This window comes from Mesorhizobium sp. M7A.F.Ca.MR.148.00.0.0 (assembly GCF_003997735.1).
GTDB lineage: Bacteria > Pseudomonadota > Alphaproteobacteria > Rhizobiales > Rhizobiaceae > Mesorhizobium.
Map to the genome: position 1 here is coordinate 1 of NZ_RZTB01000077.1, position 16,132 is coordinate 16,132.

The 16,132-nt window shown below is 64.9% G+C and carries 15 protein-coding genes; 4 read left to right on the top strand and 11 right to left on the bottom strand.

The genetic code is table 11. From position 1 onward, the window contains the following. Positions 1 to 142: 142 nt before the first annotated feature. From EOB49_RS23295 to EOB49_RS23315, 5 genes are all read right to left on the bottom strand, one after another. Positions 143 to 1,081, bottom strand: coding sequence for an ABC transporter substrate-binding protein (locus EOB49_RS23295; protein ID WP_127329989.1), 939 nt, complete (start codon positions 1,079 to 1,081; stop codon positions 143 to 145). Positions 1,082 to 1,157: 76 nt separating this feature from the next. Then, entirely contained in the window at positions 1,158 to 2,156 is a 999-nt protein-coding gene (locus tag EOB49_RS23300; RefSeq protein WP_127266680.1) for a ribose ABC transporter permease, read from the bottom strand. Continuing rightward, positions 2,153 to 3,697 (bottom strand): sugar ABC transporter ATP-binding protein, encoded by a 1,545-nt coding sequence (locus EOB49_RS23305; protein ID WP_127382348.1) that lies wholly within the window; start codon positions 3,695 to 3,697, stop codon positions 2,153 to 2,155. Before EOB49_RS23305 ends, EOB49_RS23300 begins: the two co-directional genes overlap by 4 nt. After that, positions 3,694 to 5,067: a carbohydrate kinase gene (locus EOB49_RS23310; RefSeq protein WP_127382349.1), complete on the bottom strand. Its 1,374-nt coding sequence runs from the start codon at positions 5,065 to 5,067 to the stop codon at positions 3,694 to 3,696. Before EOB49_RS23310 ends, EOB49_RS23305 begins: the two co-directional genes overlap by 4 nt. Next, positions 5,064 to 5,840 carry a DeoR/GlpR family DNA-binding transcription regulator gene (locus EOB49_RS23315; RefSeq protein ID WP_127266683.1) on the bottom strand — a complete coding sequence of 259 codons (777 nt, stop codon included), beginning with the start codon at positions 5,838 to 5,840 and terminating at the stop codon, positions 5,064 to 5,066. The genes EOB49_RS23310 and EOB49_RS23315 overlap by 4 nt, the downstream gene beginning before the upstream one ends. A gap of 193 nt (positions 5,841 to 6,033) precedes the next feature. On the opposite strand from EOB49_RS23315, the gene EOB49_RS23320 reads away from it, so the two are divergent. The 3 genes from EOB49_RS23320 to EOB49_RS23330 are packed head-to-tail and all read left to right on the top strand — an operon-like array spanning position 6,034 to position 9,207. Then, positions 6,034 to 7,077, top strand: coding sequence for a class II aldolase/adducin family protein (locus EOB49_RS23320; RefSeq protein WP_127382350.1), 1,044 nt, complete (start codon positions 6,034 to 6,036; stop codon positions 7,075 to 7,077). A 7-nt stretch (positions 7,078 to 7,084) separates the two neighbouring features. Continuing rightward, a complete protein-coding gene (locus tag EOB49_RS23325; protein WP_164781779.1) occupies positions 7,085 to 8,359 on the top strand; it encodes an FGGY-family carbohydrate kinase in 1,275 nt (424 codons plus the stop codon). Further along, complete coding sequence (locus tag EOB49_RS23330; RefSeq protein WP_127382352.1) at positions 8,356 to 9,207, top strand: TIGR01459 family HAD-type hydrolase; 852 nt, start codon at positions 8,356 to 8,358, stop codon at positions 9,205 to 9,207. Before EOB49_RS23325 ends, EOB49_RS23330 begins: the two co-directional genes overlap by 4 nt. Here EOB49_RS23330 and EOB49_RS23335 read toward each other — a convergent pair. Then, on the bottom strand, positions 9,194 to 10,204 hold the full coding sequence (locus EOB49_RS23335; RefSeq protein ID WP_127269653.1) for a sugar-binding transcriptional regulator: 1,011 nt from the start codon (positions 10,202 to 10,204) through the stop codon (positions 9,194 to 9,196). The two genes, EOB49_RS23330 and EOB49_RS23335, sit on opposite strands and share 14 nt — an antisense overlap. Positions 10,205 to 10,363: 159 nt before the next feature. Between EOB49_RS23335 and EOB49_RS23340 the strand changes: the two genes are divergently transcribed. Further along, complete coding sequence (locus tag EOB49_RS23340; protein ID WP_127382353.1) at positions 10,364 to 11,167, top strand: hypothetical protein; 804 nt, start codon at positions 10,364 to 10,366, stop codon at positions 11,165 to 11,167. 14 nt (positions 11,168 to 11,181) lie between these two features. Here the strand turns inward: EOB49_RS23340 and ptsP are convergent, their stop codons facing one another. The 5 genes from ptsP to EOB49_RS23365 all read right to left on the bottom strand — a co-directional run bounded on the left by ptsP (position 11,182) and on the right by EOB49_RS23365 (position 16,011). After that, a complete protein-coding gene (gene ptsP, locus EOB49_RS23345) occupies positions 11,182 to 13,161 on the bottom strand; it encodes a phosphoenolpyruvate--protein phosphotransferase (protein WP_127382354.1) in 1,980 nt (659 codons plus the stop codon). 55 nt (positions 13,162 to 13,216) lie between these two features. Continuing rightward, on the bottom strand, positions 13,217 to 13,597 hold the full coding sequence (locus EOB49_RS23350) for a PTS glucitol/sorbitol transporter subunit IIA (RefSeq protein WP_127382355.1): 381 nt from the start codon (positions 13,595 to 13,597) through the stop codon (positions 13,217 to 13,219). A 108-nt stretch (positions 13,598 to 13,705) separates the two neighbouring features. Then, positions 13,706 to 14,707, bottom strand: a complete 1,002-nt coding sequence (locus EOB49_RS23355; RefSeq protein WP_027038062.1) for a PTS glucitol/sorbitol transporter subunit IIB — start codon at positions 14,705 to 14,707, stop codon at positions 13,706 to 13,708. A gap of 16 nt (positions 14,708 to 14,723) precedes the next feature. Further along, on the bottom strand, positions 14,724 to 15,485 hold the full coding sequence (locus tag EOB49_RS23360; RefSeq protein ID WP_013529328.1) for a PTS glucitol/sorbitol transporter subunit IIC: 762 nt from the start codon (positions 15,483 to 15,485) through the stop codon (positions 14,724 to 14,726). 88 nt (positions 15,486 to 15,573) lie between these two features. Continuing rightward, entirely contained in the window at positions 15,574 to 16,011 is a 438-nt protein-coding gene (locus tag EOB49_RS23365; RefSeq protein ID WP_127269447.1) for a transcriptional regulator GutM, read from the bottom strand. Positions 16,012 to 16,132: the final 121 nt, after the last annotated feature.

Consider the following 16,132-nt stretch of genomic DNA (forward strand, 5'->3'; position numbering starts at 1 on the left):
GAGACTGTTTCGAAATTCGCTCTGGCGAGTCATATGGTGGTGGTTTCGAGAACCGTAGCGCAGCGGACTTTTGGTCCGTGAGCAACGGAAGCGCAGAAAACGCCATCAGATGGCCGACAGAGTAGAATTTCCAAACAGGCTCTTAGCGGGCCGCGGTCCAGCCCTTGTAGTCCTTCAGGTTCTCGGCCGTGATCAGCTTCGGGTCGAGCAGCACGGTCGGCTCCGCCGGCTTCTTGCCGGCCAGCAGTTCGGCCGCCATCGTCAGCGACTGGCCGGCCATCACGTAAGGGTCCTGCGAGGCCGAAGCCTTGATCATCGAGGTGCCGGAGGAGAGCTCCTTCTCGATATCGGGCGCGCCGTCGACGGCGGTGAAGATGAATTCCGAACGGTTGAGCTGCTTGGCCGCAAGCTGGGCGCCGATCGCCGTCGGGTCATTGATGGCAAACACCGCATCGATCTTGTCGAAGCGGGTGAGCAGCGACTGGAACACCTTCAGGCCGCCGTCGCGCGAGCCTTCGGCATTCTGGTCGTCGGAGAGGATCTTGATGTCGGGATGCTGCGCCAGCACGTTCTTGCAGCCCTTCACCCGCTCCAGGATCGAGGACGATGCCGGTCCGTTGAGGATGACGTAGTCGCCCTTGCCGCCGGTGTGGTCGACCAGGTACTGGCAGGCCTCTTCGCCGGCCTTGACGTTGTTGGTCATCACGGTGACGTCGGCGCCCGGCGCCGAAACGTCGAAGGCGGCAACGACGATACCCGCAGCCTGTGCCTTCTTCACCGCCGGCGCGATCGCCTTGGCGTCGACGGCATTGAGCATGATCACGTCGACGCCGGCGGCGATGAACGAATCGACCTGCGAGACCTGCTTGTTGAGGTCATAGTCGGCCGATACCGAGGTCACCTCGACCTTCGGGTTGATCTTCTTGGCCGCGTCCTCGATGCCCTTGATGGTGGCGACGAAGAAGGGATTGCCGAGCAGGCCGACCGAGATACCGACCTTGTTGAGGTCCTTGGCCGTAGCAGGCGCGATGGCGAGCGACGCGAGTGCGACGCCGCAGAGCAGTTTGGCGATGGTCTTCATTGCTTTCCTCCGATTGCCCCGCGCCTCTCACGGTGCGTTACACAAACCGGTCGTTGACGCCGGCGACTAAGGTCAATCACGTTCTTGCTCCTGCCTGGAGCCTGTAGCGGTCGAGGGCGACCGCCACGATGATGACCAATCCCTTGATGATGTACTGCCAGATGTCGGAGACACCGGCCAAGATGAGCCCATTGGAGAGCACCGCGATGATCAGGCCGCCGATCAGCGTACCCCAGATCGAGCCGACGCCGCCGACGAAGCTGGTGCCGCCGAGGATGACCGCAGCAATGGCGTCGAGTTCGTAGGATTGCCCGAGCTGCAGGCCGTTGGCTGCGTAGAGCCGGGCCGCCGACATGGCGCCGCCAAGACCGGCCAGCAGGCCGGAAACGCCATAGACGAAGAGCAGCACCAGCGGCACCTTGATACCGGTCAGCCGCGCCGCTTCGGCATTGCCGCCGACGGCATAGATCCAGGTGCCGAGCACGGTGCGCTTGAGCACCAGCCAGGACAGCACAACCACCGACAGCGCGATGATGACCAGCCACGGAATGCCGAACAGCGAACCGTTGCCGATGAAATCGAACGGCAGGTCCGAATTGAACACCGTGGTGTCCTGGCCGAGCAGGCGGGCGACACCGCGCACCGCGGTCAGCGAACCCAGCGTGACGATGAAGGGCGGCAGCTTGATGTAGGCGATGAGCAGCCCGTTGATGAGGCCGAAGCCGAGGCCGACCAGAATGGCCGCCGGCACGCCGAGCAAGCCCCAGTCCGGCACCAGCGACACCATCACCGCCACCATCGCCGATGCGGCGAGGATGGCGCCGACGGACAGGTCGATACCGCCGGTCAGGATGACGAAGGTCATGCCGGCCGCCAACACGATGTTGATCGACGACTGCTGGGTGACGATCAAGAGGTTGGTCTCGGTCAGGAAGCGCGGGTTCAGGAACTGGAAGCCGGCCGCCAGCAGGATCAGCACCGGCAGCATGCCGAGGGCAGCGAAAGCCGTGCGCAACCGTCGGCTTGTGCCGGTGGCCTGGCCGCCTGCGCTGATCTCGGTCGCCTTGTCGGTCATTGCTGAGCCGCTCCCGTTGCAAGTTCCATGATTTTCTCCTGGCTCAGCGGTTCGCCTTGTGATGCCGTCACCTCGCCCGATATCGTACCGTCGCGCATCACCAGCACGCGGTCGGCGACGCCGATCACCTCGGGCAGTTCGCTGGAGATCATCAGGATGGCGATGCCCTGTTTGGCGAGATTGTCGATCAGCCGGTAGATTTCCGATTTCGCCCCGACATCGACGCCGCGGGTCGGCTCGTCCAGGATGACGACCTTCGGCTCGGTCTCGAGCAGGCGGGCGAGCAGCACCTTCTGCTGGTTGCCTCCGGACAGCGAGCCGGCATTGGCCTGCACCGAACTGGTGCGGATGGAGAGATCGGCAACGGCCTTGGAAGCGCGCCTTTCGGCGGCCGCGAAGTCGCGCAAGCCGCCGGCGTGCGAATCCCGCGCCAGCACGCCCATGCTGATGTTGTCGGAAATCGACATGTCGAGGAACAGGCCGAGTTCCTTGCGGTCCTCGGTCAGATAGGCGATGCCGGCATCGAGCGCCTCGCGCGGCGAGCCGATGGAGATCGTTTTGCCGTCGAGTTCCAGCGTGCCTGACACGCGCCTGTCGGCGCCGAAGATCAGCCGCGCAAGCTCGGTACGGCCGGAGCCGACCAGACCCGCCAGCGCCAGCACCTCGCCCTTGTGCAGGTCGAACGAACAGTCTTTCAGGAGACGGCCGTCGGACATGCCACGCACCGAGAGCGCCACCGCGCGCTCTTCGTCCGGCGGCCGATGATCCTTCTTGTAGAAAGCCGACAGATCGCGGCCGACCATCATCGACACCAGGCGCGAGGCGCTGAGGTCGGCACGCTCGAGCGTACCGACATAGCCGCTGTCGCGCAGCACACTGACGCGATCGGCAAGCTGGTAGACCTCTTCCATGCGGTGACTGATGTATATGATGGCGATGCCTTGCGATTTCAGCGTCGCGATGACCTCGAACAGCCGGTCGGTCTCGCGCGAGGTCAGCGACGTGGTCGGCTCGTCCATGACGATGATGCGCGCATTGGTCGACAGCGCGCGGGCGATCTCGACCAATTGGCGCTCGCCGAGCGACAGGCTGGAGACCATGTCGCGGGCCGAAAAGGAGACGCCCAGACGCGCGATGATCTCCCTGGCGCGCCGGGTGCACTGGTCGCGGTCGACGATGCCGAAGCGTCGCGGCTCGTTGCCGAGGAAGATGTTTTGCGCCACCGTCAGATTGGGCGCCAGCGACAGCTCCTGATAGATCACCGCGACGCCGCTGGCGCGCGCCTTGATCGGATCGCCGGTCGCGGCCGGCATGCCGTCGATCAGGATCTCGCCGCCGGCATCCGGCCGATAGGCGCCTGAAAGCACTTTCATCAATGTCGACTTGCCGGCGCCGTTTTCGCCCATCAAGGCGTGCAGCTCGCCGGCGTGGACGCTGAGCGAGACATCGTGCAGGGCACGGATGGCGCCGAACGTCTTGGAGATGTGCCGCATCTCCAGCACCGGCTGGCGCGCCGTCTCGGCCCTGGCAATCGCACTCATCGCGCGCCTCCCACTGCCGCATCAGCGACGCCGCGGTCCATGGTGGCGTCACGCCAATTGCTGCGATAGCCTGCCAATCCGCTGAAACGCGACGTGCGCACCGGCTCCGGAACTTCGGCGGCGAATTCGCGCCCGACGCTCTCGAAGGCGAGCGCCGCGGCACCGGTGGCGCTGCCCTCCAGCGTGGCGCCCTGCAGGAAAGCCTGGCCGGGACGCAACTGCGCCAGCAGGCCGGCGAGCACACCGCCTGTGTTCAGCCCGCCATCGACGATCACCGTGTTGTTCGAAAGGATGAGGTCGAGGCAGAGATCGACCATCAGCGCGACATAGAGCAGCGCCGCGGCCGCGCGTTCCTCGGCATCGGGCGTGCGCCCGACCAGTCGGCCGGAATGCCCCGCCATCGGCCCGCCCGGCGCGAAGCTCGGCAGCGCCATGATGCCGGCATCGATCACCCGCTGCACCACTGGGCCGGCGATCTCGCCTTGCCAGCCGGCGCTGATTGTTGCGAATTCGCGCCCGCCCATGAAGCGGATGGTCGGCACTGGGCCGCCGCCGACATCGACGTTGACCAGCATGTCGCGATCCCGGTCGAGTGCGTCGAGCGGGCAGTCCGGATTGAGCACGATGACCCAGGTGCCGGTCGAAACGACGGTGACCGGGCCAAGCTCCTGCCGGCGATAGGCATGCAGCGCCGCATTCGAGTCATGGACGCCGTTGTGGATGGCGATCACCGCAGCGCCGAGGCGCTGCTCGCCGATAACGGTGCCGGCGCGCTCGAAGGCAGGCATCCGGTCACGCCAGCCCTGCGCGTCGACCAGCGAGGAAAAGTCTTGGCTGCGCGGCGCCCACAGATGCGAATGGCAGCCGAGATAGGACACTTCCGAGACCGCCCGCCCGCCAAGGCGCCAGCTCCAGTATTGCGGATAGCCGAGGATTGATTTCGACGCAGCGAACGCGTCCGGATCGACCTCCTGCAGCCACAGCATGTGGCGGCCGTAGTTGAAGCCGAGCGGCAGCCGCGGCGAGAACGTCTCGGAAAAGTCAGGAATGCGGCGATCGATCCGCGCGGCAATCTCGGCCGGCGGCTCTTGCTCGTAATCGAGGATCGGATGCGTCAGCGCCGCCTCGTCGACCAAGGCAAAGGTGCAGCCATGGCCCGACACCATGACCCCTTCCACTCCATGACCGTCGACCGCATCGGCAACGGCGCTGAGCGCCCAATGGTGGAGGGCCGCCTCGTCGAGCACGCTGAAGCCGCCTTGGCGCACCCATTTCGGCTGGGTCCGGCGCTCGTCGATGATCCGCCCGTCCTGGCTGAAGACGAACAGCTTCGAATTGGTCTTGCCGAAATCGAGGACAGCCACCTTCACTGGATGGCTCCCGAGGCTATCCGCACCATGACGCCGGCGTCCTCCAGCATGCGCGCATCGGCGTCGGAGAGACCGTCGTCGGTGACCAGCGTGCCGATGCGCGAAAGCGGCAGCGCGACATTGCGCGCGTGGATCGACAGTTTGCGGCTGTCGGCCAGCACCACGATCTGGTCGGCGCAGAGGCTGAGATCGACGATCGAGCGTACCAGCAGCGGGTGCGATTCCATCACGCCTTCCTGGCCAAGGCCTTGCGCGCCGAGAAAGAATTTGGAGGCGTAGAAGGGCACGGCCTGGGTGAGCGAATGGATGATGCCGGGTTCGCGATGCAGATCACCGCCGGCAACCGTCAGGCTGCAATGGCCGTGATCGCTGAGATAGGCCGCCAGCGGCATCGAGTTGGTGTAGAGGCGGATGTTGCGCTCGGCGAGCTTGACCCCGAGATGGAAGCAGGTCGAGCCGCCATGCACGATGACGGCGTCGCCGTCGCGCACCATGGTCGCCGCCAGAGCGGCGATCTGCCGCTTGGCCTCGACCGCGAGGTCGCGGTTCTCGTCATAGGGCCGGGCGTAGGCGACACCGGCCTGAGAAGCGCCGTCGAGTGCCGAGATGCCGCCATAGACCTTCCGCGCTTCGCCGGCTTCGTCGATCCTGTCGATATCGCGCCTGACCGTCGCGGCCGAAACGCCAAGCCGTTCCTGCAGCTCGCGCACCGAAGCGAACGGACGATCCCGCAGCAGTTCGACGATCTGACGCTGGCGGCCGGAGTCGCTCAATTCTTTCCTCCCGGATGCCATTTTCCATGGCAGTTGGTGCAACTTACTCAACATTAGCCAGATTGCAAGCGCGTTTTGATGATAGTATATCACTATTGACGTAGATCACTCGCATCTGCGATATCAGCGCCAATTCGACCCCGGCAACGGGATTTCGCGCAGGACACGGCCGAGCCGTTGGAGGAAAAGCGCCATGGCGACCCAAGCTGACGCGCAGGAACTGGCGGCCTTGCGGGCGCTTTCGGCCAGCATCGGGCAGAGCCCGCACCTGACCCAGGCGGCAGGCGGTAACACCTCGCTGAAAGCCGGCGACACACTGTGGATCAAGGCCTCCGGCACCTGGCTGAAGGACGCGCTCGTCGATGACATCATGGTGCCGGTGGCGATGGCGCCGCTGCTGAGAGCCGTCGAGCAGCGCGATCGCGCCGCCGACCAGCCGCAGGGTTTCACCATTGCAGCGCTCAACCCGCGCGGCCTGCGGCCGTCGATCGAGACCACGGTGCACGCCCTGATGCCGCAGCGCGTCGTTCTGCATGTCCATTGCGTCGACACCATCTCGCTTGCCGTGCAGGCCGATGGCGAGGCCGAGGTCGCCAGGCGGCTCGATGGCATCGAATGGGCCTATGTGCCCTATTTCCGGCCCGGCCTGCCGCTTGCACGCGGCATCGCCGAGAAACTGCGGCCTGGTGTCGACGTGCTGATCCTTGGCAATCACGGGCTGGTCGTCGCCGCCGAAACCGTCGCCGGGGCGGAGCTTCTGCTGCGCCGTATCAGGTCATTGCTGGCCCGGCCGACGCGCGCGACCGCCGCACCCGACCTTGCCGCCTTGGCGGCGCTTGCCGGCGCCAGCGGCTACAGATTGCCGGCCGATGTCGAAGCGCATGCGGTTGCGCTCGACCCTGAGAGCCGCCGCATGGCGCAGGCCGGCAGCCTCTATCCGGACCACGTCATCTTCCTCGGCCAGGGCTCCGTCGTGGCGAAACCAGGCGAGGCGGTGGCCGATGTCATTGCACGACTGGACACGTCGCCTGCGGCGATCCTGTTTCCCGGCGCAGGCGTGCTGATGCGCGGCGATGCGAGTGCCGGCGCCGATGCCATGCAACGCTGCCTCGCCGACGTGACGGCGCGCATCGACATCGCCGCGCGGCTGAACTATCTCACCGCTTCCGAGAATGACGAACTGGTCAACTGGGACGCCGAGCAATATCGCCAGAAGCTCAACGCGGCTGGCGGCTAGCATGGGCATGATGCCACTTGTCATCGGCATCGACATCGGCACATCGGGTGCGCGCGCCGTCGCCATGCGCCCGGATTTTTCCATAGCCGGGCACGCGGCCGTCCCACTCGACAGGTTTGGCAGCGATGGGCGAGCTCCCACGGCGTGGTGGCAAGCGGTCAAGACGGTGCTGACGGAGCTGCTTTCCGGCATCGACCGCACGGCGGTCCGCGCCATCGCCATCGACGGCACCTCCGGCACACTGCTGCCGGTCGACGCCGCCGGGCGGCCATTGGCCGAACCGCTGATGTACAACGACAAGGTCGATGACGACGACATCCTGGCCGCGATCGCCCGCACCGCACCGGCTGCAAGCGCAGCGCACGGAGCGACATCCGGCCTCGCCAAGGCCCTGCGCTTCCAGCATCTGCCGGGCATTGCGGCGGTGCTGCATCAGGCCGACTGGATTGCCGGAAACTTCTCCGGCCACTTCGACGTCAGCGACGAGAACAATGCCCTGAAGACAGGCTATGATGTCGAGGCCCGCCGCTGGCCGGAATGGATCGCGGCGACCGGAATGCGCATTGAGTTGCTGCCGCGCGTGGTCGAACCGGGCGAAGTCACCGGCGCCCTCACCGCGGAAGCCGGGGAACTGTTCGGCTTGCCGCGCGATGTGGCGGTCGTCGCCGGCACCACGGATGGCTGCGCCTCGTTCCTGGCGACCGGTGCCGCCGCGATCGGCGACGGCGTGACCGCGCTGGGATCCTCGCTGACCATCAAGATCCTGTCCGACCGGCCGATTTCGGCGCCGCGCTTCGGCATCTACAGCCACCGGCTCGGCAACGCCTGGCTGGCAGGCGGTGCGTCGAATTCCGGCGGCAAGGTGCTGGCTCAGCATTTTCCGCTCGCTCGTATCATCGAACTCAGCGCAAAAATCGACCCGGAGACAGACACCGGCCTCGATTACTATCCGCTTCCCGCCACGGGCGAACGATTTCCGATCGCCGATCCGGCGCTGCCGCCTCGCCTTGCGCCCCGGCCGGCGGACGACGCCGATTATCTGAAAGCGATGTTCGAAGGCATCGCCGCAATCGAGGCGCTCGGCTATGGCAGGCTTGCCGAACTCGGCGCGCCCGCGCTGATATCGGTCAGGAGCGTCGGAGGCGGGGCGGCGAACCCGGCCTGGACGGCAATCCGGCGACGCAGGCTCGGCGTCGATTTCCTGCCCGCGCTTTCCGACGAGGCCGCCGCCGGCACGGCGCGACTGGCGCTGATGGGTGCAAGCCGGGCAGGACTCCTATGAGCACCAAAACGATCGAACGTCTCGACGGCATCGGGCCGCTGGCGGAGCGCTACGACGTGTTCCTGCTCGACCAGTTCGGCGTGCTGCATGACGGCACACGGCCCTATCCGGGCGCGGTGGCAGCGCTGTCGGCGCTGAAGCGTGCCGGCAAGACCGTGGTGCTGGTTTCGAACTCCGGCAGGCGGGCGCAACCCAATGAAAGCCGGCTCATAAAACTCGGCTTCGAACAGGGAAGCTGGGATCATTTCGTTTCTTCCGGCGAGGTGGCGTGGCGATCCTTCACGGACATGGCGGCGTCGGGGAAGCTGCGCCCAGGGACAAAATGCCTGCTGATCAGCCGTGAAGCTGACCGCTCCGCGATCGAGGGCCTGCCTTTTGTGCTGACCGGGTCCGGCGATGAGGCCGAACTGGTGCTGATCGCGGCCAGCGAGGGTGACCGCTTTGACCTCGACCATTATCGCAGGCTGTTCGCGCCGGCTGCAGAGCGGCGGGTGCCGTGTTTCTGCACCAATCCCGACATCATCATGCTGACGGCCGTTGGCCCTCGCTTCGGCGCCGGCCGTCTGGCCGATCTCTATGAAAGCCTGGGCGGCAGCGTTACCCGCATCGGCAAGCCCGACAAGGCGATTTTCGACGCCGCGCTGGCGCTGGCCGGCGAGCCGGACCCTGGCACCGTGGTCTGTGTCGGCGACAGCGTCGAACACGATATATCGGGGGGAAACAGCGCCGGCATCGCCACCGCGCTGGTGCTGAGCGGAATACTGGCGGACACACCGGATCTCGCCGCTGTTTTCGACGAACAGCAGGCCTGGCCGGACTACATCACGGACAGTTTCAGCTTCCGCTGACCGCCTCCAGCATGCGCCGCGCGCTCTCCTCGTCGGTGATCAGGATGGTTGGGGCGATGAGGGTCATGGCGCCGAGCAGCGCTTCGGTTTTCTCCTCGCCACCGGAGGTGAGGATACGGATCGGCGCCTTGCGCAGACGGTCGACATCCACCGACATCACGTGGCTGTTGACGGGATGATCGACCAGATCGCCGTTGCGGTCGAAGAAATGGAACAGGAGGTCACCCACGGCGCCTCGCGCAAGCAGGGCCTCCCGATCCGCCTCCTTGAGAAAGCCGCCCCGAGAGAAGGTGGTGGCCGAGGCAATCCCGCCGACGCTCAGCAGAACGGCATCAAGCACGTCGGCCATTTCGAAAATCTCCTGCAGGCCGCAGCGCTCGATCAGTGCGATCTTGGTCTCGACGCTGTCGACGACGGCTGGTGTCGGCATCAGATAGCCGTCGCCCTGGAATATCTGAGCGAAGCGCCAGGCGAACTCGGCTGGGTTTACCCGGCGCACGACGCCGACACCGCCAAGCAGCGAAATCACCTTGAAATCGGTGAGCGACTTGGCGCTGATGAAGGGCAGGCTCGAGAACAGCGTCTGCCCCCAGCCGACGCCGACCCGCATGCCGGACTTCATCGTGTCCGACAGGAAACTGCCGGTCTTGGCGCTGATCGCTGGTATCGGATCGGCATTGGGTGCCGAAAGCGGCGCCACCAGCGCCTGCTGCAGCCCGAACGTCTTCTCCAGCGCGCGCTCAAGCCGCACAATTTCTGACAATTCGCTCTCGATGGTGATCTTCACTTCGTTGCGCGCCCGGGCATCCGCCAGCATGCGCACGATGGTGACGCGACCGACGCCGAGCACGTCGGCGATCTCGTTCTGCGTCATCTGTTCGACGAAATACATCCAGGCGGCGCGAATCCTGAGGCGATCCGTTCGGCTTTCGCTGGCGACCTGCTCGGTTGCCTCGCCTCGACCGTCTTCGCTTTCGCCCTGTCGTCGTCTGCCCAAGTCTGTCTCTCCCCCTGCGGCGACGGACGAGCGCTCTGCCGCCGATTCTGCATGCTGGTCTAGTATCGCCTATTGATCTACCAATCGATAGGAACAATGTAGAGAGTGGCGGCTGCCCCGCTTGGCGGCTATCCGCAGCAAATTTCAAGGCGATCCGCGATGCTCCGACAAATCTCCGAAGATGTCCGCGTCAATCTGAAGGACCGGTTGCGGGAAGTCCGCGAAATCATCCGCCAGAGCCGCCATGACGGCAGCGGCGATGCCAGCATCCTGCGCGAAGCAACCAGCCATCTGCCGCCGTTTCCGGGCAAGGGCATCGAAGGCCTGCTCAGCCATGCCGCCAGTGCCGTCGACGAGGCGTTGTCGATCGCTGAAGCTTTCGTCCCGCATGAGCGCCCGATCAAGGTGGACGGCACGACGGTAAAGGGCCTCGGCACCTATTTCCCGATCGGCAACGAGGACTGCCAGCTGAGCGCCGAGCGCCTGTTCCGGCGCGATATGTATTATCTGACCAAGGCGGTGCTTGCCGGCCTGAACATCGACAATGCCCGCATCCACGAAGCCGATTTCGCGGCCGTCCATGCCACGATGCGCAAGCGGCATGGCGACCTCCTGGCCGCCTTGGCCACGCCAGGCGCCGGACTGCAGGCAATCGCGGCGATCTGTTCGGCGCTGCTGGTCGAGTGCCTCAGCCAGCGTCCGGTTCGCTTTGCCGAGACCGTGCCGGAAACGCCGGCCGCGATTGCCGGCCGGGCGCTCGACATAAGCTGCCTGGCGCCGCTCGCTTTGGCCTGCGGCCTGGCGACCACCGGCAGCGACGGTGCGCCGGAGCCGGATATGCTGGAGATCGCGATATTGGCGGCGGATATTCGCCACGACCGCATCGTTCAGGCCTGCGCCAAGGCAAACCCGATCGCTGAACTGACACCGGTGTTCGCCACCTTGCTTGCCCATCTGCCGTAATTAGCCGGTCTGGGCTAGCCTTCAGCGGCCATGGCCATGATCGCTTTCTTGGCGCGCTGGATGGAAGCCGGGCTCATCGAGAGTTCGGTCAGTCCCATCTTCACGAAGGTCGCAATGAGATCGGGACGGCCGGCCGCCTCACCGCACATGCCGACCATGATACCGGCGGCGACGCCGGCTTTTGCCGTCATTTCGATCGCCGACATGACGGCTGGATTGGTGACATCGTTGAGCTTGGCGACGGTCGGATTGAGCCGGTCGGCGGCCATGATGTACTGGGTCAGATCGTTGGTTCCGATCGAGAAGAAAGCGACCTCCTTGGCCAGCGCCGGAGCGATCAGCACGGCGGCCGGGGTTTCGATCATGACGCCGAGATCGAATGATGCGTGCGGCACGCCTTCGGCTTTCAGCTCGGCCGTGCATTCGTCAACCAGCACGCGCGTCTGCCTGACCTCCGAGAGGTCGGACACCATCGGCAGCATCACCTTGATGTTGCCGTGCACGGCGGCCCGCAGCAGCGCCCGCAGTTGGCGCTTGAAGATGTCGGGCCGGTCGAGACACATGCGGATGCCGCGCCAGCCGAGGAAGGGGTTTTCCTCGTCGGGAAATTCGATGCCGGCAATCGGCTTGTCACCGCCGATGTCGAGCGTGCGCACAATGACCGGATAAGGCGCAAAAGCCTTGGCCAGCGCCGCATAGGTCTCGGCCTGCATGTCTTCCGAGGGCAGATGCATATGGCGCATGAACAGAAGCTCGGTGCGGAACAGGCCGATGCCCATGGCGCCAGCCTCTTGCGCCGCTTCGATTTCCTCAAGTGAGCCGATATTGGCCGCGATCTCGATGATCCTGCCGTCGGCAAGCTTCGGCGTCACCGTCTTGAAGATGGTCAGTCCGGCGCGCTCCTTTGCCGCCGCTTCGACGCGGCCGGCGAAATCGGCGCGGGTCGCCGCGTCGGGGTCGATGATCACATGGCCGGCATTGCCGTCGAGCGCGACCTCTCGCGCGGTGCGCAAGGCATTGATCTGGCCGCCAAGGCCGAGCACGGCCGGAATGCCGTGCGAGCGCGCGATGATGGCGATGTGCGAGGTGGCGCCGCCATGGCCGCACACCACACCGCCGATACGCTTCAGCGGCGCGCGTGCCAGATCCCAGGCGCCGATGTCGTCGGCGATCAGTATAGCGCCTTCGGGGATGTTTTCGAGGCTGATATCGTCTTGGCCCAGCAACACGAGGCAGATCTGCCGTCCGACCGCATGAACGTCATCCGCCCGCGCGTTGAGATAGTGATCGTCGACCGCGCTGAATTCGGCGGCAATGTTGGATGCGGCGGTGATGACGGCGGAGACCGCGTCATTGCCGCCCTTGATCAGGCCCTCGGCCTCGCCGGTCAGGCTGTCGTCGGCGGCGATATCGCGCAGCGCCGCGACGATGCCGCGGTCTCCAGCCGACAGGCTGTCCTGCGCCAACGCATGATCCATGCGGGCCTGGACCGCGCCGACAGCCGTGCGGAACCTGTCGATCTCGCCTTCGACCTCCTCGGCCCGCAACATGCGGCCCTGTCCGGCGATATCGGGTGGGAAATGCGCAAAGGCCGGGCCGATGGCGAAACCTTCGCTGGCGGCCACGCCACGCAAGCGGTTTGCCCCGTCAGGAGCCGCCGGCACGAATCCGGGCGCGGGTGCCGCTTCCTGCCCGGCATCGTTCGCCGGGCTCTGCGCTTCCGCTTCATCGTCGAGGCCGGCCCGCGGATTCTCGAGATAGCCGATCAGCGCCTCGAGCGCCTCGATGGCATCGGCGCCATTCGCCCGCACCGTGACTTCCTGGTTCTCCTTGACCGCCAGCAGCATCAGCTTGACCGAACTCTTGGCGCTGACCGCCTTGCCGTCCTTGACCAGTTCGACGTCGGATTCGAAGCCCTTGGCGAGCTTCACGAATCGCGTCGCGGGACGGGCGTGCAAACCTTCATGCACTCGGACGATGGTCGAGCGTTCCATGGCAAATACTCTGGTTTTGGGCGCCGCTCCCAAATAGGCCGCGGCGCGAATGCAGTCAGGCGGCGATGGTGATGATCGCCCCGGTCTTCAGTGCGGCCACGAGCGCTTGCGGGTCGACTTGCGACGCGCAGATCTCGCCGGGCCTCTCGACCTCCGTAGCGCCGTTGAACGAAATGACGACATGGCCCATTTCCAGCACCTTGCTCCACGCGCTGGAGCCGACCGCTGTGATAACAGCGGCAACCGGGCCGAGGGTGATCGAAGCGCCCTTGGCGGGCGCTCCGTCACTTGGTCCCTGCTCCGCCTTGTGGAGCACCGAAACCTCGGCAAGCTCCGGCGGCGAGCCATCCGCAAACAGGATGACCACGCCCCCTTCGGCAAGGTCCGCCACTTCGGGGCCGATGGCAGTGACCCGTGTTCTCAGCAGAACCGTCATATGGCGAACCTCATTTTCTCAACTTTCCCTAGAGCGGTGAACCGCTCTATCTCTTTGTTTTGACGCAATTTCCCAGGGAAAGCATTATGCGCTTTTCCCGGAATTGCCTTAGAACACGATCAGGCTGACGACCCAGGCGATCAGCACCGAGACCGGCCCCATGATCTGGCGGCTGATGAGCACCGCCGGAACGCCGATTTCGATCGTCTTAGGCTTGGCCTCACCGAGCGCCAGGCCGACGGGGACGAAGTCGCAGCCCACCTGGGTATTGTAGGCAAACAGCGCCGGCAGTGCCATCGCCGGCGAAATCGTGCCGTTGGCGATCTGCGGGCCGATAATGGCAACGCCGATGACCTGCGCGATGACAGCGCCTGGCCCGAGGATGGGCGACAGGAACGGCAGGCCGCAGATCGCCGAGATGATCAGCAGGCCGACGATGTTGTTGGCCAGCGGACCCATTGGCTGCGCCAGCACATCGCCGATGCCGGTATACAGGATCAGACCGATGAGCATGGTCACGAAGGCCATGAACGGCAGCACGTTGCGAATGACCTGATCGATGGTGCGACGGCCGGCATTGAAGAAGATGCCGACGATACGTCCCATGACGCGGCCGATCGTGCTGATGAGGCCGATCAGCCCACCTTCGCTCGGCAGCGGCTGTGGTGCCGCGGCCGCATTGTTGCTTGAACTCATCGCTGCTGCTCCCCCTGCAGTCGTGACCGTTTCGGATCCGTCCGCCATTGTGATGTTGGCCGGCTTCACGCCCGAAACGTAGATGTCCTCGGTGATGAACTGGGCCAGCGGCCCGGACTGACCGACCGGCGTCAGATTGACGGTCGGGATGCGCTTGCGCGGATAGACGCCGCATCGTGCGGTGCCGCCGCAGTCGACGACGACCACCGCCATCTCGCTTTCGATCGGCGGCGCCCTGAAGCCGTCGACGGCTTCGCCACCGGTCATGTCGGCGATGAGCTGCGCCACCGGGTGAATGCCACCACCGGTGACGGAAACAACCTTGCTGCGCTGTTCGGTCGGCTCGATGACGAGCGGGCCGCCCCAGCCGGTTTTGCCCTGGGTGATCCTTACGGCTTTGTATGTCTTGGCCATGATGTCCTCCCCGCCCTTACAGCTCGACGCCCTGGCGGCGTGCCATGATGGCGGTGATGCGTTCGGTCAGCATGCCCTTGAGCAGGATGACGACGAGGCCGACGATGGCGTACCAGATCGCCACCTTGACGTGGTAACCGGCAACGACGACGCCCTTCTTTTCCAGCTCCAGCAGCGCGACGAGAATGCCGCCCCAGACGAAATACTCGCCGGGATTGATGTGCGGGAACAGGCCGAGCGGCGGGTGCACATAGGACACGGCCGCGTCATAGAAGGCCGGCTTGTGCTTTTCTTCCAGGAACGATCCGAACGTATAGGCCATCGGATTGGTGAGGAAGAACACCGCCAGCAACGGCAACAGCGTGTAGCGCGTCAGCGCGATCCGGCCGGCGCCGCGCGCCAGGCCGTGCACGCGCTCTTCGCCGACCAGTTCGGTGACGGCGTAGAAGGCCGTCATCAGCACCACCAGCGTCGGGATGATGCCGGTGACGAAGCCGGCGAAGACCTCGCCGCCCTTCTGGAAGATGCCGATAAAGTACTTGCCGATGGCGGTCAGCCAGCCGAGCTGCTCTTCCTGCTGGACGTCCTTCAGCTTTTCCTTGAACTGATCGACGGTGATCGGTCCGCTGTCCGCTTGCGCGAGGACAACGAGATGGTCGGAGGCATGCTCGACGGCGAGCTTGCCATGCAATGCGGCATCCGAGACCATGGCACCTGCGACATGCAGATTGTGCACGGCCATGTCGGCATGCTGCGCCAACAACGAAAATACAGACATTTCTCCTCCTTATGCCACCCGCCAGTTGATCCCAGTCGGTGCGCGGCGTCCTCTATCCCTCTGATTTAGAGCCCGAAATCCTCCGGCTCTAAGCCCTTGCTACATTCAAACCGGACAGGCCCGGCTTCTTCCCCGGCTCCGACCGTGTCTTGTCGATCTGCTCGATCGCTCGTTTCACGGCCTCGGCCACACCGGGTTCCCCCTCCCCCATGATTGCAGGGTTGGACCGGAGTTTATCGAGGGGAACACCCTCGAACTCTTCATGTCTTTTGAACTTGGTGAAGACGGAACGGCCGCTCATCACCATCAGGCGGCGCACGACCAGATCGGGCGTCACCACGACGAGCGCGATGGTGCCCTTGGCCAATCGACCGCGAAAATTGCCGGCTCCGACGAAGCCGTCCTTGTACTGGTCGGTGACGCCCCTGAAGACATCCGAATAGTGCCGCATCTGCAGCCAGACGCCGAGCGACTGCAGCGCCCACACAATAACCAGCAGAAGCAGTCCCCACTGCCAAATCGCCATTCGGTTCTCCTCCCGAAGCCTCAGTTGAACCGCACCTTGGACCGGCGCGTGACAACAGCAAAGTGAGAACATTTGTTTCCGAGAATGTCAATATGTATGATATTGACCTCGGCTGCGGTCA